The 18,038-nt window shown below is 73.4% G+C and carries 14 protein-coding genes; 2 read left to right on the plus strand and 12 right to left on the minus strand.

Translation table 11 applies throughout. From position 1 onward, the window contains the following. Positions 1-2: 2 nt before the first annotated feature. The 3 genes from ACPYO6_RS12940 to ACPYO6_RS12950 are packed head-to-tail and all read right to left on the minus strand — an operon-like array spanning position 3 to position 5,375. Positions 3-1,922 (minus strand): protein kinase domain-containing protein, encoded by a 1,920-nt coding sequence (locus tag ACPYO6_RS12940; RefSeq protein ID WP_425715117.1) that lies wholly within the window; start codon positions 1,920-1,922, stop codon positions 3-5. After that, on the minus strand, positions 1,919-4,423 hold the full coding sequence (locus ACPYO6_RS12945) for a hypothetical protein (RefSeq protein WP_425715118.1): 2,505 nt from the start codon (positions 4,421-4,423) through the stop codon (positions 1,919-1,921). The genes ACPYO6_RS12940 and ACPYO6_RS12945 overlap by 4 nt, the downstream gene beginning before the upstream one ends. Before the next feature lies 1 nt (position 4,424). Next, a complete protein-coding gene (locus tag ACPYO6_RS12950) occupies positions 4,425-5,375 on the minus strand; it encodes a PP2C family protein-serine/threonine phosphatase (protein WP_425715119.1) in 951 nt (316 codons plus the stop codon). 191 nt (positions 5,376-5,566) lie between these two features. On the opposite strand from ACPYO6_RS12950, the gene ACPYO6_RS12955 reads away from it, so the two are divergent. Continuing rightward, positions 5,567-6,361 (plus strand): DeoR/GlpR family DNA-binding transcription regulator, encoded by a 795-nt coding sequence (locus tag ACPYO6_RS12955; protein ID WP_425715120.1) that lies wholly within the window; start codon positions 5,567-5,569, stop codon positions 6,359-6,361. A gap of 75 nt (positions 6,362-6,436) precedes the next feature. Here ACPYO6_RS12955 and ACPYO6_RS12960 read toward each other — a convergent pair whose 3' ends face one another. The 3 genes from ACPYO6_RS12960 to ACPYO6_RS12970 all read right to left on the minus strand — a co-directional run bounded on the left by ACPYO6_RS12960 (position 6,437) and on the right by ACPYO6_RS12970 (position 9,381). Then, positions 6,437-7,474, minus strand: coding sequence for a zinc-binding dehydrogenase (locus tag ACPYO6_RS12960; RefSeq protein WP_425715121.1), 1,038 nt, complete (start codon positions 7,472-7,474; stop codon positions 6,437-6,439). Further along, the gene (locus ACPYO6_RS12965) at positions 7,471-8,268 is read right to left on the minus strand and encodes a class I fructose-bisphosphate aldolase (protein ID WP_425715122.1); all 798 of its coding nucleotides are present in this window, start codon (positions 8,266-8,268) and stop codon (positions 7,471-7,473) included. Before ACPYO6_RS12965 ends, ACPYO6_RS12960 begins: the two co-directional genes overlap by 4 nt. Before the next feature lie 255 nt (positions 8,269-8,523). Beyond that, entirely contained in the window at positions 8,524-9,381 is an 858-nt protein-coding gene (locus tag ACPYO6_RS12970; protein ID WP_425715123.1) for an aldo/keto reductase, read from the minus strand. Positions 9,382-9,601: 220 nt separating this feature from the next. On the opposite strand from ACPYO6_RS12970, the gene ACPYO6_RS12975 reads away from it, so the two are divergent. Then, positions 9,602-11,167, plus strand: a complete 1,566-nt coding sequence (locus ACPYO6_RS12975; RefSeq protein ID WP_425715124.1) for an FGGY-family carbohydrate kinase — start codon at positions 9,602-9,604, stop codon at positions 11,165-11,167. A 185-nt stretch (positions 11,168-11,352) separates the two neighbouring features. Here ACPYO6_RS12975 and era read toward each other — a convergent pair whose 3' ends face one another. From era to dnaJ, 6 genes are all read right to left on the minus strand, one after another. Continuing rightward, positions 11,353-12,366: a GTPase Era gene (gene era, locus ACPYO6_RS12980; protein WP_425715125.1), complete on the minus strand. Its 1,014-nt coding sequence runs from the start codon at positions 12,364-12,366 to the stop codon at positions 11,353-11,355. Further along, a complete protein-coding gene (locus ACPYO6_RS12985; protein ID WP_425715126.1) occupies positions 12,363-13,841 on the minus strand; it encodes a hemolysin family protein in 1,479 nt (492 codons plus the stop codon). Before ACPYO6_RS12985 ends, era begins: the two co-directional genes overlap by 4 nt. A 10-nt stretch (positions 13,842-13,851) precedes the next feature. After that, entirely contained in the window at positions 13,852-14,304 is a 453-nt protein-coding gene (ybeY, locus tag ACPYO6_RS12990; RefSeq protein ID WP_425715128.1) for an rRNA maturation RNase YbeY, read from the minus strand. Continuing rightward, on the minus strand, positions 14,301-15,410 hold the full coding sequence (locus ACPYO6_RS12995; RefSeq protein WP_425715129.1) for a PhoH family protein: 1,110 nt from the start codon (positions 15,408-15,410) through the stop codon (positions 14,301-14,303). The genes ybeY and ACPYO6_RS12995 overlap by 4 nt, the downstream gene beginning before the upstream one ends. A gap of 225 nt (positions 15,411-15,635) precedes the next feature. Then, positions 15,636-16,562, minus strand: a complete 927-nt coding sequence (locus tag ACPYO6_RS13000; protein WP_425715130.1) for a 16S rRNA (uracil(1498)-N(3))-methyltransferase — start codon at positions 16,560-16,562, stop codon at positions 15,636-15,638. Between the two features lie 126 nt (positions 16,563-16,688). Continuing rightward, positions 16,689-17,825 carry a molecular chaperone DnaJ gene (dnaJ, locus tag ACPYO6_RS13005; RefSeq protein ID WP_425715132.1) on the minus strand — a complete coding sequence of 379 codons (1,137 nt, stop codon included), beginning with the start codon at positions 17,823-17,825 and terminating at the stop codon, positions 16,689-16,691. Between the last annotated feature and the right edge of the window lie 213 nt (positions 17,826-18,038).

Consider the following 18,038-nt stretch of genomic DNA (forward strand, 5'->3'; position numbering starts at 1 on the left):
GGTCATGCCTCCTCGTCGACGCACGTCGTCGCCGGCTCGTTCGACGTCCGGCCGTTCGTGAGCCGGATCTTCACCTCGATGCACACCTCGCCCGACTCCTCCACCGACGCTACGGGCTCGTCGGCCGAGGTGAGCGGGGTCTCTCCGTCCGTACGTTGCCACACGTAGCTGACGTCCTGCCCGTCGAGCTCGGTGGGCGCCGCCCACGTGAACTCGACCGTGGACCCGTCGCGCGTCCCGACCAGGTCGACCGGGCTGGGGACGAGGTCCGGGACGTCGATGGTCGTGTCCTGGTTCGAGTCCGCCGACACCTGACCGTCACCGCTGCTCGACGAGTCGCCGGTCAGGGTGCCGAACGCCCAGATGAGGGCGACGACCACCGCCATCACGCACACGACGGCCGTGACGACGACGCCGGAGCCCATGCGCCGCCGAGCACCGGCGCCCTGCTGCGGTGCGGGGCCGGACGACGGCGCACCGACGGCAGAGCCCGCGCTCGGCGGGCTGCCCGCGCCGGGATATGGAGCGCCGGCCGCGTGCTGGCTCCCCTGGGCACCCTGTCCGCCGAGGTGCATGGGCTGCGTGTGAAGTCCGCCCGACGCACCGGCATGATTCGGTGACGAGGCCACGGCAGGTCGGCCGACGCCGGCCTGGACGCCGTTGCCCTGCGACGCGACCGCGCGGATGGAGTTGACCCTCGTCGGCTCGGGCTGCCCGGCGGGCGCCGGCGCGTTCGCGCCGCCCGGGTGGGGGCGGGACCGGACGGGCTGAGCGCCGGTCGGACCGTCGGCGCGGGCGGCCGGGCTCGGCGGCGGCGCGGCCTTCAGCTCGTCGGACGTGATCTCCGGCCCGGAACCGGCGTGGCGGCCCGTCCCGGGCGCGCGGCGCGATCCCGAGCGGGACGAGCCCGACGACGAGCTGCCGGAGTCGGCCGACGAGCCTGACGACCCGGACGAACCCGCTGCCCCGTCGCCGCGACGCGCGCCGTCCCTGTTCTCCAGGGCCGCCTTGGGCGCCTTGCGACGGTCCTGCGGGTCGGGTGCCAGCCAAGAGGTGTCCGGCATCTCGATCTCGGTCATCGGCAGGCGCATCTCCTGCTCGACCATCTGGAGGGCCCGGCCGAGGTCGGCGGCGCTCTTGTAGCGCTGGGAGGGCTGCTTGGCCATCGCCTTGTCGAGGACGCGCTGGAGGGAGTCCGGCAGATCCTCGCGCTCGATGCGCGGCACCGGGTCGCGCCGGATCCGGGTGGTGTAGTCGAGGCGCGTGTTCGGGCCGCCGGGTCGGGTGAACGGCGACCTTCCGACCAGCAGCGTGAAGATCGTGGCGCCGAGCGAGTAGACGTCGCCCTCGATGCCGGTGACCTGGCCGTCGATCGCCTCCGGCGGTGCCCACGGGATCGACAGCCCCGCGGTCTCGGCGAGCTTGTTCGACAGCAGGCCGGCGATGCCGAAGTCCGTCAGCGCGGGGCGCCCGTACTCGGTCGTCAGCACGTTGGCCGGCTTGATGTCGCGGTGGACGATGCCGGCCCGGTGCGCGGTCTCGAGCGCGCCGGAGAGCCGCACACCGATGCCGACGGACTCGGCCACGCCGAGAGGGCGCCGGCGCGTGCGCTCCGCGAGGTTCGGCAGCGGGCAGTACTGCATGACGAGGAAGGGACGCCCGTCCGGCGACGTGCCGGCGTGGTAGATCGAGACGATCGAGGAGTGCGAGGACAGCTGGGCCATGAGGTTGGCCTCGGCCGTGAACTGCTCGCGGGACTGGCCCTCGGCCGCCTCCTCGGTCATCACCTTGACGGCGACGTTCCGCTTGGGCAGGTGCTGGCTGTACAGGAAGACGTCGGCGAAGCCGCCCGAGCCCAGGAGACGAACGTGCTCGTACCCGTGGAGCTCGGGAGGCTCTCCCGCCGGACGCTTCTGGCTCACTGCTCGGGCACCTGCCCGGCGACGTCGACGTGGAAGCCGGCGTCGGTGCCGAGCTCGACGTACGCGCCCGGGGGCACGGGCACGCCGGTGCGCGGGTGCAGACGGAAGGCCGGCTGGTCGGGCAGCACGATGACGGTGCCGTTGGTGGAGTCCATGTCCGTCACGACGACCGTGTCACCGGCGGGGCGCACCTCGACGTGGGTGGCCGAGACGTCCCGCTCGGGGCTGCGGACCTGGACGATGCGCGGGGCGTCGTCGCCGCTGAAGCGGGTGGCGTCCGGCGCGCGACCGAGGAGGACCGGCCGGTCCACCGCGACCGTGGTGCCGTCGGGCAGCACGAGGACGAGGCCCTCCGCGTAGTCGCCGACGGAGACCATGCTCGTGGCGCCGTCGTGGTCCGGGCCCGCCGGGTCGGCGTGCCCGTCCTGGTCGGCCGCGGCGGCACCGTGCCCCTGCTGGTCGTACCCGGGAGCACCGTCTCCGTCGCCGCCCTGGTCGCCGTAGCCCTGGTCGCCGTACCCGCCGTCGCCCTGGCCCTGCTCGCCGTAGCCGGCGTCGCCCGGGCCCTGGTCGCCGTAGCCGTGGTCGCCGTACCCGGCGTCGTCCTGGCCATGGTCGCCGTACCCGCCGTCGCCCTGGTCCTGGTCGCCGTACCCGGCGTCGCCGTGGCCCTGGTCGCCGTAGCCACCGTCGCCGTCGCCGTGGTCGCCATAGCCGTGTCCGCCGTCCGCCCGGTCCTGCCCGTACGGGTTCTCGGACTGGCCGCCGGCGGCACCGGCGGCTGCGACCGCCCCTGCCGCGCCGAAGCCCGCGGCGGCGTACGCGGCCTGGTCGTTCGCCTCGGTGTCGACGGCGTGCGCCTCCACCGGCTGCTCCTCGACGGGCGGGACCTCGTCGCCGCGGCCCTCGGCAGCGGCCTCGTCGAAGATCTGCGTGTGCTCGGCGTCGTCGTGCGCGCCGGCCACGTGCCCCTCCTGCTCGTCACCGGAGCCGGGCGCCCCACCCGCGTCGTCCGCGCCGGGCTGACGGTCGCCGTCCTGCGACCACGTCGGGACGTTGTCGATGAGTCCGTCGTCCTCGGCATCCTCGACGCCGGAACCACCGACACCTGAACCCTCGACACCAGACCCGTCGACGCCGGAACCCTCGCCGTCCGGGCCCTCTCCGACGAACCCGTCGGCCTCCTCGGGCTCGGCCGTGAGCGCGACCTGGTCCTCGGCCGCGAGCGCCTCGGCCAGCTCGGCGTCGTCCGGACGACCGGGCTCGTCGGTGTGGGCGTCGTCGTCATCGCTCTGCTCGAGCGCTGCGCCGGAGTGGTACGGGTCGGCGAAGCCCTCGCCCTCGACCTGCTCGGCCTCCGGAGCATCCGGGGCGCCGGATCCGGGCGCGCCTTGCTCCTCCGACGCCTGGAACGCGTCCTCGCCACCGAGCGTCGCGGCGCCCTCCTCGACGGCGCCGGGGGCCGCCTCGTCGGCCGCCTCGCCCGGGATCGCGTCAGAACCGTCGACCGCGGGGCTTCCGCCCTCGGCGAGGGGGTCGCCCTCGCCGGGCACCTCCTCCGCGACCGGTGCGCCGGGCGCCGCGTCGGGCGCTGCGGCGAGCGCTGCCTCGTCCGCAGCCTGTCCGTCGGCAGCCTGCCCGTCGGCGGGAGCGTGCTCGGGCGCGTCCCCAGCCATCGCCTCCTCGTCGACGAGGTGCTCGCCCTCGGCGGCGGCCTCCGCCTCGGCATCGGGCGCGCCGTCCGCCGAACCCTCCGCGTGCGGAGCTGAATCGCCGGCGAAGTCGGCGTCGGTGATGCCCGCGAACGGGTCGTCACCCTGGTCGGCGGCGTCGTCGCCGGCTCCCGCCAGTGCCGCACCGGCCACGCCGGCGCCCGCGAGACCCGCACCCGCGACCCCGGCGGCCGCGAGGGCCGCGCCGGATCCGTCACCCTCGGTCGCGCCCGGGTCGTCGCCGTCCGTCGAACCGGCTACGTCCGTCGAACCGGATACGTCCGTCGAGCCTTCGCCATCACCGGCACCGGCACCGGCACCGGCACCCTCCGCGTCCTCGCCTGCGACCGTGAGTCCGGCGTGCTCCTCCCCAGCAGGGGCCCGCGAGACGACGCTCGCGGCGAGCACGATCCCGGTGGTGACGGGGAGCGCCTCGGCGGCACCGTCGGCCTCGGGGGCCGAGATCTCGAAGTCGGAGGCCCCGGCGACGAGCTCCTCGTACCAGGTCGAGTAGCCGCGTCCGGTCACGGTCCGGCTGCCGGCGCGAACGGTGAGGTCGCCGCGCACGAGGACGAACAGGCCGTCGTCGCGCGCCTCGACGAGCGCGAACGGCGGCAGCGACGTGATGCCCCGGGCCGCGAGGACCTCGATCCAGCGGCTCAACCGCTCGCCGTCGCGGTCGTTGTCCCACAGCCGGCGCGCGTCGTCGGTCCCGAGCGAGGGGTCCAGCAGCGCGACGGCACTCTCGCCGACGACGGCGATCCAGCGTCCAGAGGTGTACTCGTGCATGTCAGCTCTCCGCGGTAGTCGGGGTCGGTGCCAGCGGCGTCGCCGGGACGGGGGTCGGGGTCGAGAGGGGTGCGTCGGGGCTCGGCGCCGTCGTGGCGAAGGTTCGCTCGGGTCGGGCAGCGACCTCGGCGTCGGACTCGGGCGGGACGACCTCGGCGCGCCCGTGCCCGCTGCCGGTCGCGGTCGTGCCGACCGCGTCCTCGTTGTCGACGTCGACGACGACGGCGGTGATGTTGTCCCGCGCGCCCCCGTCCGCGACCGCGCGCTCGATGAGCTCCTCGGCCGCGGCGGTGGGGTGCATGCGGGTCCGGAGCACGTCGGCGATCTCGTCCTCGCCGAGCTCGCCGAAGAGCCCGTCCGTGCACACGAGCAGGCGGTCGTCGGCGCCCACGTGGAGCATCCAGTAGTCGACCTCGACGTCGAGCCCGGTGCCGACGGCGCGCGTGATGACGTTCCGGCGGGGGTGAGTCCGGGCCTCCGCCGGGGCGAGCTCGCCGGCGTCGACAAGCTCCTGGACGAGGCTGTGGTCGACCGAGACCTGCTCGAGGCGGTCGCGCGAGAAGCGGTAGACGCGGGAGTCCCCGACGTTGAGGACGAGCCAGTACGGCTCGCCGTCGGAGTGGGTGAGGACGACCCCGGCGACGGTGGTGCCGGCCATCGCGTCAGCGAGATCGGGCCCGAGCCCGCCCTGACGGGCCTCCTCCTCCATCGTCTGCCGGATCTGCTCGGCACCCGCCCGGACCGCGTCGGTGACGTCGGCAGGAGTGATGGGCCCTTCCTGGTCGGCGAGCGCCCCGAACGCGGCGACGACGGTGCGCGAGGCCATCTCACCGCGCGCGTGACCCCCCATGCCGTCGGCGACGACGAACACCGGGTGGCGCGCGAACGCCGCGTCCTCGTTCATCTTGCGCCGGCCGCCCGCGTCGGAGGCGGAACCCCATTGCACCTGCATGCTCACCTCTCTCGGGCCTCTCGCGGAGACCAACCTACCGGCCCGCACGCAGCCCGCCTGCGCACGGACGGGGTGGAGTGCCCATCCGGACGACCGCGCGCGGGACCGAGCGGCCCGTACCCGGCCACGGTTGTCACAGTCCTCGACGTTGGTCGAACATCACGAAGTGATGGTCGTGGCAGGATCGGCGCATGAACGCCCCACCCGCCCCGATGAAGGACCGCCGGCAGCGCCTGGCGACGATGGCGGAGCTGGTGCTCGAGGCCGGCACCCTGTCGGTCGAGGACGTGGCCGCCCAGTTCGGCGTCTCGACGATGACGGTCTACCGCGACCTCGCCGAGCTCGAGCGCGGCGGCATCGTCACCCGCACGCGCGGCACGGTCACGGCGCGCGCGACGTCGATGTCGGAGGCGTCCGCCGAGTTCCGCAGCACCCTCAACACGGCGACGAAGCGCCGCCTGGCCGCCCGCGCGGTCGAGGAGGTCCACGCCGGGTCGACGATCATGATCGACGACTCGACGACCCTGCTGTCCATGGTGCCGCTGCTCGACGACCGCGGGCCGGTCACGATCGTCACGCACTCGCAGGCCGTGGCGCGCGAGGCAGCGGCGCTGCGGTCGGTGCGGCTGTTCGTCACCGGTGGCCGCTACCGGCCCGAGCTCGACTCCCTCTACGGCTCGACGACGCTCGCCACCTTGCGCTCCGTGCGCGCCGACATCTGCTTCATGTCGACGACGGCCCTCGCGGGCGGAGAGCTCTTCCACCCGCTCGAGGAGAACGCCGACGTCAAGCGGGCGATGCTCGCGTCCTCGACGCGATCGATCCTCGTGACGGACGCGTCGAAGTTCCAGCACGCGGCCACGCACCGGGTCGCGTCGGTCGCCGACTTCGACCTCGTCGTCGTCGACTCCGCGGCGCCCGCCGACGAGCTGGCGATCATGCGCGAGCACGGCGTCGAGGTCGCCCAGGTCGACACCGCGGACTGAGCCGCACACATCTCCCGCACGACGACGGGCCGCCGGCCGGTCGTTCCCGACCCGACCGGCGGCCCGCAGCCCTGGTCAGGGGTGGACGGAGACCTTGATGCCCTCTCCCCCGGCGGAGAACTCGATCGCCTCGACGGCGTCCTCGAGGGCGTACTCGTGGGTGACGAGCGAGGCGACGTCGATCGCACCCGAGGCGATGAGCCCGAGCGCACGCTCGTGGTCGACCCGGCGCGAGTTCGACGCCCCGGTGACCGTCAGCTCGTTGTAGTGCACGAGATTCGGGTCCACCTCGGCGGAGACGCCCTTGGGGAAGCCCGCGAACGCGTTGACCCGGCCGCGCTTGCGCACCACGGTCAGCGCCTGCGCGAACAGGGCGGGGATGCCGATGGCGACGACCGCCACGTCCGCCCCGAGGCCGTCCGTCAGCGACAGGACGTGCTCGCGCAGGTCGGTCGAGGTCGGGTCGACCACGTCGGTCGCCCCGAGGCGGGACGCGACCTCGCGGCGGCTCTCCGACGGGTCGGACACGACGACCCGACCGGCACCGGCGAGGCGGGCGACCTGGGTGTGGAGCAGGCCGATGGGCCCGGCGCCCAGGACGACGACGGTCTCCCCGGGCGCGATCCCGTAGGACTCCGCGGCGCCGAGGACGCAGCCGAGCGGCTCGGCGAGCGCGATCGACGAGTACGTGACCTCGGGCGGCGCCACGAACACGCCGCCGCGCGAGATCGCCTCGGCCGGGACCGCGACGTACTCGGCGAGCCCGCCATTGAGCGCGTACCCGAAGATCGCGGAGTCGCTGCACAGGTTCTCCCGGCCGAGCCGGCAGTACGCGCAACGCCCGCACGGCACGGTCGGGTTGATCCCGATGCGGTCGCCCTCGGCGAACCCCTCGACGCCCGCCCCGAGCTCGACGACCTCGCCGGCGATCTCGTGGCCGAGGACGACACCGACGTCGATGCCCGCGGACTTCTCGCCGCGGATGATCCGCACGTCGGTCCCGCACACGGTGTTGGCGCCCGTGCGCAGGAGGAGTCCGCCCTCGGGCGCGCCCGGCGTCGGGACGTCGGCGAGCTCGACGACCCCCGGACCACCGAAGACGACGGCCCTCATCGGGACTCGCCGGCCCGGTGCGTGATCGCGCCGAGGGTGCTCAGGCGCTCCTCGAGGTCGCCGGCCTGCCACACGTTGCGGCCGAAGATGAGGCCGCGCGCACCGGACGCGATGGCGCCGGCGGCGGCGGCCGCGACGGCGTCGTCGTCGCCCGGGGCGCCGCCCAGGGTGAGGACCGGGACGTTGCCGACCTCCTCGATGATCGTGCGCTGCGCCTCGACGTCGCCGACGTACTCGGTCTTGATGGCGTCGGCGCCGAGCTCGGCGGCGATGCGGCAGACCTGGCGCAGGCCCTCGGGGTCCTTCTGGTCCTCGTTGCGCAGGCCCCACAGGGTGCCCTCGACGATGACCGGGAGGCCGACGGCGTGCGCGCGGTCGATCGTCTCGGCGACGTTGGCGATGTTGTCGTAGAACATGCCGTCCGACTTCGGGCGGGCGATGAGGTACATGCACAGGGCGTCGGCGCCGAGCGCGATCGCGTCGGCGGGGTCGACGAGCGGCCGGTAGCCCTCGCCCTGCTCCTCCTTCATCGCCGGGTCGAGCGTGGTCCAGTCGGCGCGCAGGATCGCGGCCGGCGCGCCGCGGTGGGCGAACACGTGCGAGGCCTGGGCGAGCATGCCCTTGTTGAGCAGGATGCCGTCGGCCCCGCCGGCGGCGATGCGCTCGAGCAGCGCGACCGGGTTGCCGAGGCCGCCGGGGATCTTCAGCGACTGGCCGTGGTCGAACGCGACAGTGAACGAACGGTTGGTGTCCTTGTCGAACATGCGGCCGAGACGGATGTCGATGCCACTCATGCGGGCTCCTTCGATCGGGGTGGTGGTGGTGCTGGTGATGGCGGTCGTGCGGTTGGTGCTCGCCGAGATTGCGGTTCGTGCTCGTCGAGATTGCGGTTCGTGCTCGTCGAGATTGCGGTTCGTCAGGATGGGGCAGCGGGAATCGTCGAGCGCGCCGTTCGCCGTCGGGCATGGGGTTCGCCGTCGGGCATGGGGTTCGTCGTCGGGCACGGGGTTCGCCGTCGGGCACGGACCCGAAGGCGCGCCCGACCCGTCTCAGTACTCCTCGTTGACGGCGGGGTCCTTGCCGAGCGCGACGGCGGGCATCGCGTCGATGCGCTCGACCTCCTTGTCGGACAGCTCGATGCCGGGCGCGGCGAGGTTGGCGCGCTGACGCCCCTCGTCGGCGGACTTCGCGACGGCGCCGACGCCCTTGCGGACGGTCCAGGCCAGGGCGATCTCGACGGCGCTCACGCCGTGGTCCGCAGCGATGGCGTCCAGCGTGCCGTCGTCCATGATCCCCTTGCCGCGCCCGGCCACACCCCATCCCTGGGTGACGATGCCGTGCTCGGCGTCGAAGGCGCGGATCTCGTCCTGCGGCCACCCGGGGTGGAGCTCGACCTGGTTGACCTCGGGGTACTCGCCGAACCTCGCGTGGATCGACTCGAGGTGCTCGGGGAGGAAGTTCGACACCGCGATCGCGCGGATGAGGCCCTCCGCCCGCAGCTCCATCAGCACCTCGTAGGACTCGAGGTAGCGGCCGAGCATCGGCAGCGGCCAGTGGATGTAGTACAGGTCGAGGTAGTCGGTGTCGAGGCTGCGCAGCGAGGTGAGGAACGAGCGGCGCACCTGGCGCGCCTCCTGGTCACCGCCCCGGAGCTTCGAGACGAGGAGCAGCTCCTCGCGGGGCACGCCGGACTCGCGCACGCCCCGGCCGACGTCGACCTCGTTGTGGTAGCGCTGCGCGGTGTCGATCAGCCGGTAGCCGGTCCGGATGCCCTGGGCGACGGCGGTCCGGCCGACGTCGCCGTCCATCTGCCAGGTCCCGAGGGCGACGTGCGGGATCTCGATCCCGGAGCTGGTGACGAAGCGGGGCAGGTCGCGCCGGTGTGCGGCGCCTGACGACTCGGGCACGTGGGTCACCTCTTCGTGTGGCGGGTCCGCCGGTGCGGCGGCGATGACATGAAGCCTACCGGAAGGCTAACATCAGGCTCTGTTGTTTCCACATCTTCGGGTGTTGCGTCATCGGGTGTCCGTGTTCGCTCGGCACCGATGGCGGCGTACGCTCGGAGGCCCGTGGTCGGGCCACGGCGACGTCGCCCGGCAGGTCCAGCACGCTCAAGGGAGAGACACGATGACTGCATCCACCCGCCCCGACGGCCCGTTCGTCATGGGGATCGACTTCGGCACCGAGAGCTGCCGGGTCGCGATCTTCAATCTCGTCGGCGACCCGGTCGCCTTCGCCGCCACGCCCTACCCGACGACGCACCCCCGACCGGGCTGGGCCGAGCAGTCCGAGGACGACTGGTGGTCGGCGATCGCCACCTCCAGCCACCAGGCGCTCGAGAAGGCCGGGCTCACCGGCGCCGACATCGCGGGCATCAGCTACGACGCGACGACGATGACCGTCGTCGCGATGGACGACTCCGGCAAGGCGATGCGGCCGGCGATCATGTGGATGGACGTGCGCGCCGTCGAGCAGGCCGAGCGGGCCTCGACGTCGGACTCGAAGGCACGCCGGTACAACGGCGGCGGCACGATGCCCGCGACGGCGGAGTGGTTCCCCTTCAAGACGGCCTGGCTCAAGGAGCACGAGCCGGAGACCTTCAACAACGCCAAGTACCTCGTCGACGCCCCGGACTGGATCACGTACAAGCTGACCGGCGAGTGGACGATCAACATCAACTCGGCGTCGGCGCGCATGTACTACGACCGTGACAACGGCGGCTGGCCGGTCGACTTCTACGAGCACATCGGCGTGGCGGACGTGCTGGACAAGATCCCGGGCACGGTCAACGACCTGGGTGTCGCCGTCGGGGGGCTGACCTCGGCCGCGGCGCAGCACCTCGGGCTCCGCGAGGGCACGCCGGTGGCGCAGGGCTGCGCGGACGCGTTCGCCGGTCAGATCGGGCTCGGCGTCGTCGCGCCCGGCAAGATGGCGCTCATCACCGGGTCGTCGCACGTGTTCATCGGCCAGACCGACCAGCCGATCTCCGGCGAGGGCTTCTTCGGCGGCTACACCGACTCGGTCATGCCGGGCCAGTACACGGTCGAGGGCGGGCAGGTCTCCACCGGCTCGGTCGTCAAGTGGTACCGCGACAACTTCGCCAAGCACCTCGTGGACGAGGCCGAGGCGGCCGGCCGCACCGCGTACTCGCTCATGGACGAGCGCGCGGCGCAGATCCCGCTCGGCTCCGAGGGGCTCATCGTCAACGAGTACTTCCAGGGCAACCGCACGCCCTACACCGACGGGCGCGCCCGCGGCATCCTCTGGGGCCTCTCCCTGCACCACGGCCCGGCGCACTTCTACCGCGCGATCCTCGAGGGCGTCTGCTTCGGCACCGAGCACATCGCGCGCACGATGCGGGCGGCCGGCCACAAGGTCGACGAGATCGTCTCGTGCGGCGGCGCCACGAACAGCCAGTTCTGGATGCAGATGCACGCCGACGTCACCGGCACCCCGATCACGCTGACGAAGGTGCCCGACGCCGTCGCCCTGGGCTCGTGCATCCTCGCCGCCGCGGGAGCCGGACTGCACGACGACATCACGTCCGCCTCGAACGCGATGGTCCACACGGCCGACACGATCGAGCCGGACATGCAGGCGCACGAGGAGTACCAGTTCTACCTGGACAGCTACATCGACACCTACCCGCGCATGCAGGAGCCGATCCACAAGATGGTCGACCACATCGGCTGACGCGCGAGGGCCGGGGCCGGCCGGTCACGAGCCGGTCGGCCCCGGTTCGTCGAGGGTGCGGTTCAGCGCGACGGCCCGTCGTCGAGAGTGCGGCTGGGAGCGGGGCTCCCAACCGCAGTCTCGACGACGACGAACCGCAATCTCGACGTGCACCAACCGCAATCTCGACGAGAGGTGGCAGATCCTCAGAAGCCGAGGCGGCCCAGCTGGCGCGGGTCACGCTGCCAGTCCTTGGCCACGCGGACGTGCAGGTCGAGGTAGACCTTCCGGCCCAGGCGCTCCTCGATGCCGGCGCGCGCCCGGCTGCCGACGTCGCGCAGGCGGGACCCGCCCCTCCCGATGACGATGGCCTTCTGGGAGTCACGCTCGACGACGACGGACACGTGCACCGCGAGCACCGGCGGCCGCGCATCCCCCTCGGCGCGCTCACGCTCGACCATCTCGTCGACGACGACGGCGATCGAGTGCGGCAGCTCGTCGCGCACGCCCTCGAGCGCGGCCTCGCGGACGAGCTCGGCGATCGTCGTCTCGACCGCCTCGTCGCCGGTGGCCCCCTTCGGGTAGAGCGGCGGGGACAGCGGCATCCGGGCGAGCAGGAGGTCGGCGAGGAGGTCGACCTGGTCACCGGCGACCGAGCTGACCGGCACGATCTCGGCGAAGTCGGCCAGCGCCCCCACCTCGAGCAGCTTCTCGGCGAGCGCACCCCGCCCCACGGCGTCGGTCTTCGTCACGACCGCGACGAGGTCGCCGCGCATCCCCTCGACCTCGGCGAGCAGGTGCCGGTCGCCGGGCCCGATCTTCTCGTCGGCGGGCAGGCACAGGGCGATGACGTCGACGCCGGTCAGCGTCTCCCGGACGACGTCGTTGAGCCGCTCCCCGAGCAGGGTCCGCGGCCGGTGCATGCCGGGGGTGTCGACGAGGACGATCTGGCCGTCGGGGCGGTGGACGATTCCACGGACGGCCCGGCGCGTCGTCTGGGGGCGGTCGGACGTGATCGCGACCTTCTCCCCCACGAGCGCGTTGGTCAGCGTCGACTTGCCGGTGTTGGGCCGCCCGACGAGCGCGACGAACCCGGCGCGGTGGTCGTCCGGCCAGTCCTCGTCGACCAGGTGGCCGAGGTCGAGCCCGGCGAGCGCGTTGGTGTCCTCGCCCAGCTCGGAGCCGGACCCGGGCTCCCCCGGGAACACGACGTCGGTCATCGCTCCTCCTCCACGTCTGGCTCGCTCCGGCGGGCGAGGATCGTCGACACGCGGCGGCGCCGGCCCTCCACCCGCTCGGCCTCCAGGTGCACGCCGTCGACGTCGACCGCGGCGCCCGCGAGCGGCACCTTGCCGAGCGCCTTGGCGAGCAGGCCGCCGGCGGTGTCGACGTCGTCGTCGTCGAGCTCGAGGTCGAAGAGCTCGCCCAGGTCGCTCACGGGCGTGCGCGCAGGGACACGCCAGCGGCCGTCGCCGAGGTCCTCGACCACGGTCTCGGCGCGGTCGTGCTCGTCGACCATCTCGCCCACGAGCTCCTCGAGCAGGTCCTCGATCGTCACGAGTCCGGCGACGCCGCCGTACTCGTCGACCGCCACGGCGATGTGCACGGACTGGAGCTGCATCTCGCGCAGCATGTCGTCCACGAGCTTGGTCTCAGGAACGAAGAACGGCTCACGCATGACGTCGGCGCAGACCACGTGCTCGGTGTCCATGCGGCGGTGCACCCGGCGCATGACGTCCTTGAGGTAGAGGACGCCGCGCAGGTCGTCGAGGGACTCGCCGTGGACGGGCACGCGCGAGAACCCGGAGCGGGTGAAGAGGTTGAGCGCCTTCGACAGCGGCTGCTCGGCCTCGATGGACACCATGTCCGTGCGCGGGACCATGACCTCGCGGACATAGGTGCGGCCGAGCTGGAACACGGACTCGAGGAGCTCACGGTCCCTGTCCTCGAGCCGTTCCGACTCGCTCATCCGGTCGACGAGCTGCTGCAGCTCGTCGGCGGACTCCTGCGCGATGTCCTCCTCGGAGCGCTGACGGGCGGGTGCGACCGCCCGGCCGAGCCGCCCGAACGCGCCGGCCACCGCCGTCACGCCCGCGGCGAGCAGGGAGAGGCGGGCGAGCACGTTGCCCGGCTGACGCTGGCCGAGCCGCCGCGGGCCGATCCCGGCCACGACGACGACGAGCACCAGGCACGCCCCGACCGCCCCGAGCGCGACCAGCCACCAGGGCTCGAGCAGTGCCGCGGCCGCGACGGTCAGCAGGACGGCCGTCGTCATCTCGACGAGGACGCGGACGAACATGAGGCCCGCGAGCCCGGTCTCCCGATGCTCGACCAGGCGCGCGACGCGGGTCGCGGCCGGGTGGTCGGCGTGCTCGAGCTCGGTCACGCTCGAGCGGCTGATGCGGGCCAGGGCCGACTCCGCGGCCGAGAAGAGGGCGGCGACCACGAGGAGCAGCACCGCGACGACGAGGAGCACGACCACGGGTGTGCCCGGGACGATGGTGGTCACCGGCGCGACGGCCGCGGACGGCGCGACGCCGGACCACGACGGTGCGATGCCGGACCACGACGGCGCGACGCCGGACCACGACGGTGCGACACCCGACCAGGACGGCGCGACGCCGGACCAGATGGGCGCGACGCCGGACGAGGTCGCTACGCCCGCCAGGGCGCCGCCGGTATGAAGAGGAGTCATGGCCGGCGGGTCACCGCCCGGCCAGGAAGGTGAGCAGGAGCCGACGCTGGAGGTCGAACATCTCCTTCTCCTCCTCGGGCTCGGCGTGGTCGTACCCGAGCAGGTGGAGGATGCCGTGGACCGTGAGCAGGCCGAGCTCCTCGGCGGTCGAGTGGCCGGCGGTGCGGGCCTGCGCGGCCGCCACGCTCGGGCACAGGACGATGTCGCCGAGGGTCCCCTCGACGGGCGGTTCGCCGTCGGCCCCCGGGCGCAGCTCGTCCATCGGGAAGGACAGGACGTCCGTGGGACCGGGCTCGTCCATCCACCGCACGTGGAGGTCGGTCATCACGTCCTCGTCGACGAGCATGATCGAGAGCTCGGCCTGCGGGTGGACCCGCATCTCCTCGAGGACGTACCGGGCCAGGGCCGCCAGCTCCTCGACGTCCGCGCCGCTGCCGGACTCGTCGTTGACCTCGATGCTCACTGCTCGGCTCCTGATCGACGTGCGGGTCGGGTGTGGGTGCTCGTACCTGAGCTGCCGGTCGTGCCCGTGCGACCTCGGCGGGCGGCGGTGCGCCGTTCGCGCTCGACGTCGGCCTCGCCCTGGGCGTCCCAGCGCTCGTAGGCGTCGATGATGTCGCCGACCAGGCGGTGCCGCACGACATCGCGCGAGGTGAGGTGGCACATCGCGATGTCGTCGACCCCGGACAGGATCTCCTGGACCACCCGCAGGCCGGAGCGCGTCCCGGTCGGCAGGTCGACCTGGGAGACGTCGCCGGTGACGACGATCTTCGACCCGAACCCGAGGCGGGTGAGGAACATCTTGATCTGCTCGGGGGTCGTGTTCTGCGCCTCGTCGAGGACGATGAACGCGTCGTTGAGCGTGCGGCCGCGCATGTAGGCGAGCGGCGCGACCTCGATGGTGCCGGCAGCCATGAGTCCGGGCATGGAGTTGGGCTCGAGCATGTCGTGCAGCGCGTCGTACAGCGGCCGCAGGTACGGGTCGATCTTGTCGGTCAGCGTGCCCGGGAGGTAGCCGAGCCGCTCCCCGGCCTCGACCGCCGGTCGCGTGAGGATGATCCGGGTGACCTCCTTGCGCTGCAGCGCGAGGACGGCCTTCGCCATCGCCAGGTAGGTCTTGCCGGTGCCCGCGGGCCCGATGCCGAACGTGATGGTGTGGGCGTCGATCGCGTCGACGTACGTCTTCTGCCCCAGCGTCTTCGGCCGGATCGTGCGGCCGCGCGAGGAGAGGATGTCGGCGGTGAGGACGTCCGCGGGGCGGGTGTCCCCGGACGTGAGGATCGCCGTGGCGCGGTCGACGGCGTCTGCCGTCAGCGGCTGACCGGCCACCGCGATGTCGACGAGCTCGGCGAGGAGCCGCTCGGCCAGCGAGACGTCCCCCTCCGGGCCGGACAGCGTGACGACGTTGCCGCGCACGTGGATCGCGACGCTCGGGAAGCCTCGCTCGACGGCGCGCAGCACCTCGTCGTTCGCGCCGAGGAGGAGCATCGGCGGCAGGTGGTCGGGGATCGTCAGGTGGCGGGTGTCGTCGCCCTGCGCGGGGCTGCCGGTGGCGCTCGTACGGTTCATGGGTCGGGGACGGTGCCCTCGAGACTCCTGGGGGTATGCGGGTGCTGTCCGGGACATGGTAGCGAGACGGGCGTTCACGGGCGTCCGGGCCGTGGGCCGGGCCCCACGGTCACGAACCACGGCGTCCGACGACGACCATCGCCCCCGGCGGCCCCGTTCACCGGCGCCGCGGCCGTTCGCCACGGGCGTCGACGAACGACCCGGCCGACGGGTCGAGGACCCCGTTCACCAGCGCCCCAGCCGCACGCCGAGGGCCGCGATCGCTGCGGGCCCGGCGCTCGAGGTCCGCAGCACGTGCGGACCGAGCCGGACGAGTCGTGCCCCGGCCGCGACGAGGCGGTCGGTCTCGTCGTCGGAGATGCCGCCCTCCGGCCCGACGACGCACCACACCGCCGCTGCGCCTGCGAGTCCCTGCGGGGCCGGCTCGCGCGGGATCCGAGCGGGCACGTCGTGCGTCTGCGGGGCCGGCTCGCGCGGGATCCGATCGGGCACAACGTGAGTCTGCGGGGCCGGCTCGCGCGGGGTCGCGGTGGGCGCGCCCTCCCCCGGCGGGGCCACCCCTGCGCCTCGCTCCCCCTTCCCCAGCAGCGCGGCGAGGCGCTCGGTCGCCGACTCGTGCAGGACGAGGACGACGGCGCCGTCGGCGGACGCGCGGGAGACGGCGGCCGCGAGGGACGAGGTCGTGACGACGTCGTCGACGGCGGGGACGAAGGCCCTCCGGGACTGCTTGGCCGCCCCCTCGGCCACGGACGCCCAGCGCGCGCGGCCCTTCGCGGCCTTGGCGTCCCAGCGGGACACGCACCGGTCGGCCTGCCAGGGCACGACCCGGTCGACGCCGAGCTCGGTGGCCGACTCGACCGCCTGCTCGTCCCGTCCGCCCTTGGCGAGGGCCTGGACGAGGACGAGCTGCGGCGTCGGGGCCGGCTCGTCGAGGACGGCGGTGACCGACACGGCGAGCCGGTCCTTCGCGACGGCCGCGACGGTGCCGGTCACGCGGCGGCCGGCGCCGTCGACGAGGTCGACCTCCTCGCCGGTCCTCAGGCGTCGCACGGTCGCGGCGTGGTGCGCCTCGGGTCCGCCGAGGTGGACCTCGGCACCGACCGCCGCCGACGCGAGCTCGGCGGGGTCCGCGAGGAAGACAGGACGTGTCACCGGATCACCGCACCACGGCAGGGACGGCCCCCGCGAGGAGATCTCCGGGCCGCGCCGTCGGAGGCGGGTCGCAGGCAGACGTCACGTCGGCAGCCATGGCGTGTCCGGTGGGTGGCGTCGGGTCCGTCAGCGGCCGACGAAGCGCTCGCGCAGCCGCGAGAACATCGAGCTGTCGGCGCTGGTGAGCCGTGCCTCGGGACGCTCCTCGCCGCGCATCGACGCGAGGGTGCCGAGCAGCTCGCGCTGCTCGTCGTCGAGCTTGGTCGGGACGGTGACCTCGACGTCGACGTGCAGGTCGCCGCGCCGTCCGCGGGCGCGCAGCCGGCCCACGCCCAGCCCCTCGAGCGTGATGCGCTCGCCGGGCTGGGTGCCGGCCTCGACGTCGATGTCCCGCGGGCCGTCGAGCGTCTCGATCGAGGCGACCGTACCGAGCGCCGCGGCGGTCATCGGGATGGTCAGCGTGCACAGGAGGTCGTCGCCGTGGCGCTGGAACACCGGGTGCGGGCGCTCGCGGATCTCGACGAAGAGGTCGCCGGGAGGGCCGCCGGCGGGGCCGACCTCGCCCTGGGCCTGGAGACGCAGCTGGGTGCCGGTGCTGACGCCCGCCGGGACCTCGACCGCGATCGTTCGGCGCGAGCGGACGCGGCCCTCGCCGGAGCACTCCTGGCAGGGCTCAGGAATGACGGTGCCGTGGCCGGAGCAGGCGGGGCACACCGACGTGGCCATCATCTGGCCGAGGAACGAACGCGTGACGCGCTGGACCGAGCCCTGGCCGCCGCACGTGGTGCAGGTCGCGGGCGAGGTGCCGGGGCGGCAGCAGGTGCCGTTGCAGGTGCCGCAGACGATCGCGGTCTGGACGGGGATCTCCTCGGTCGAGCCGAAGACGGCGTCGACGAGGTCGATGTCGAGCATGATCTGGGAGTCGCGGCCACGACGGGCACGCGGCACGGGGCCGCGCATCCCGCCACCCGCGGCACCGCCGAAGAACTGGGAGAAGATGTCGGCGAAGTCGCCGAACCCGGCGGCCCCCGCCCCGCCTGCGCCACCGCCGCGCAGGGCGTCCTCGCCGCCGGCGTCGTAGAGCCGCCGCTTGTCCTCGTCGCGGAGCACGTCGTAGGCGCGCTGGACGTCCTTGAACTGGTCGCCCGCCTCGGGCCCGGCGACGTCGGGGTGCAGCTGGCGGGCGCGCTTGCGGTACGCGCGCTTGATCTCGTCGGGGCTCGCGTCACGGCTCACGCCGAGGATCGAGTAGAAGTCGCTCACAGGTCGCAATCTGTCTGGGTGTCGGTTCTGGTCGGTGCTGGTTCGGGATGTCGATGCCGGTTCAGGAGATCGGTGCCGGGTCGGGGGCTCGGTGCTGGTCGGGGTCTCGGCGCGGGGGTTCGTCGTCGGGCGGGGTGGTCGCCGTCGGGCGTGGGGTTCGTCGTCGGGCGGGAGTGACTCTCGCCGGCGGCCGACCGCGCGCTGCTACGAGTG

The sequence above is a fragment of the Georgenia sp. Z1344 genome (assembly GCF_049856295.1).
GTDB lineage: Bacteria > Actinomycetota > Actinomycetes > Actinomycetales > Actinomycetaceae > JB111.

Excerpts from the sequence above, each read along its gene's own strand:
- ACPYO6_RS12945 (WP_425715118.1), bottom strand. The coding sequence starts at position 4,423 with ATGCACGAGTACACCTCTGGACGCTGGATCGCCGTCGTCGGCGAGAGT.
- ACPYO6_RS12950 (WP_425715119.1), bottom strand. The coding sequence starts at position 5,375 with ATGCAGGTGCAATGGGGTTCCGCCTCCGACGCGGGCGGCCGGCGCAAG.
- ACPYO6_RS12955 (WP_425715120.1), top strand. The coding sequence starts at position 5,567 with ATGAACGCCCCACCCGCCCCGATGAAGGACCGCCGGCAGCGCCTGGCG.
- ACPYO6_RS12960 (WP_425715121.1), bottom strand. The coding sequence starts at position 7,474 with ATGAGGGCCGTCGTCTTCGGTGGTCCGGGGGTCGTCGAGCTCGCCGAC.
- ACPYO6_RS12965 (WP_425715122.1), bottom strand. The coding sequence starts at position 8,268 with ATGAGTGGCATCGACATCCGTCTCGGCCGCATGTTCGACAAGGACACC.
- ACPYO6_RS12975 (WP_425715124.1), top strand. The coding sequence starts at position 9,602 with ATGACTGCATCCACCCGCCCCGACGGCCCGTTCGTCATGGGGATCGAC.
- era (WP_425715125.1), bottom strand. The coding sequence starts at position 12,366 with ATGACCGACGTCGTGTTCCCGGGGGAGCCCGGGTCCGGCTCCGAGCTG.
- ACPYO6_RS12985 (WP_425715126.1), bottom strand. The coding sequence starts at position 13,841 with ATGACTCCTCTTCATACCGGCGGCGCCCTGGCGGGCGTAGCGACCTCG.
- ACPYO6_RS12995 (WP_425715129.1), bottom strand. The coding sequence starts at position 15,410 with ATGAACCGTACGAGCGCCACCGGCAGCCCCGCGCAGGGCGACGACACC.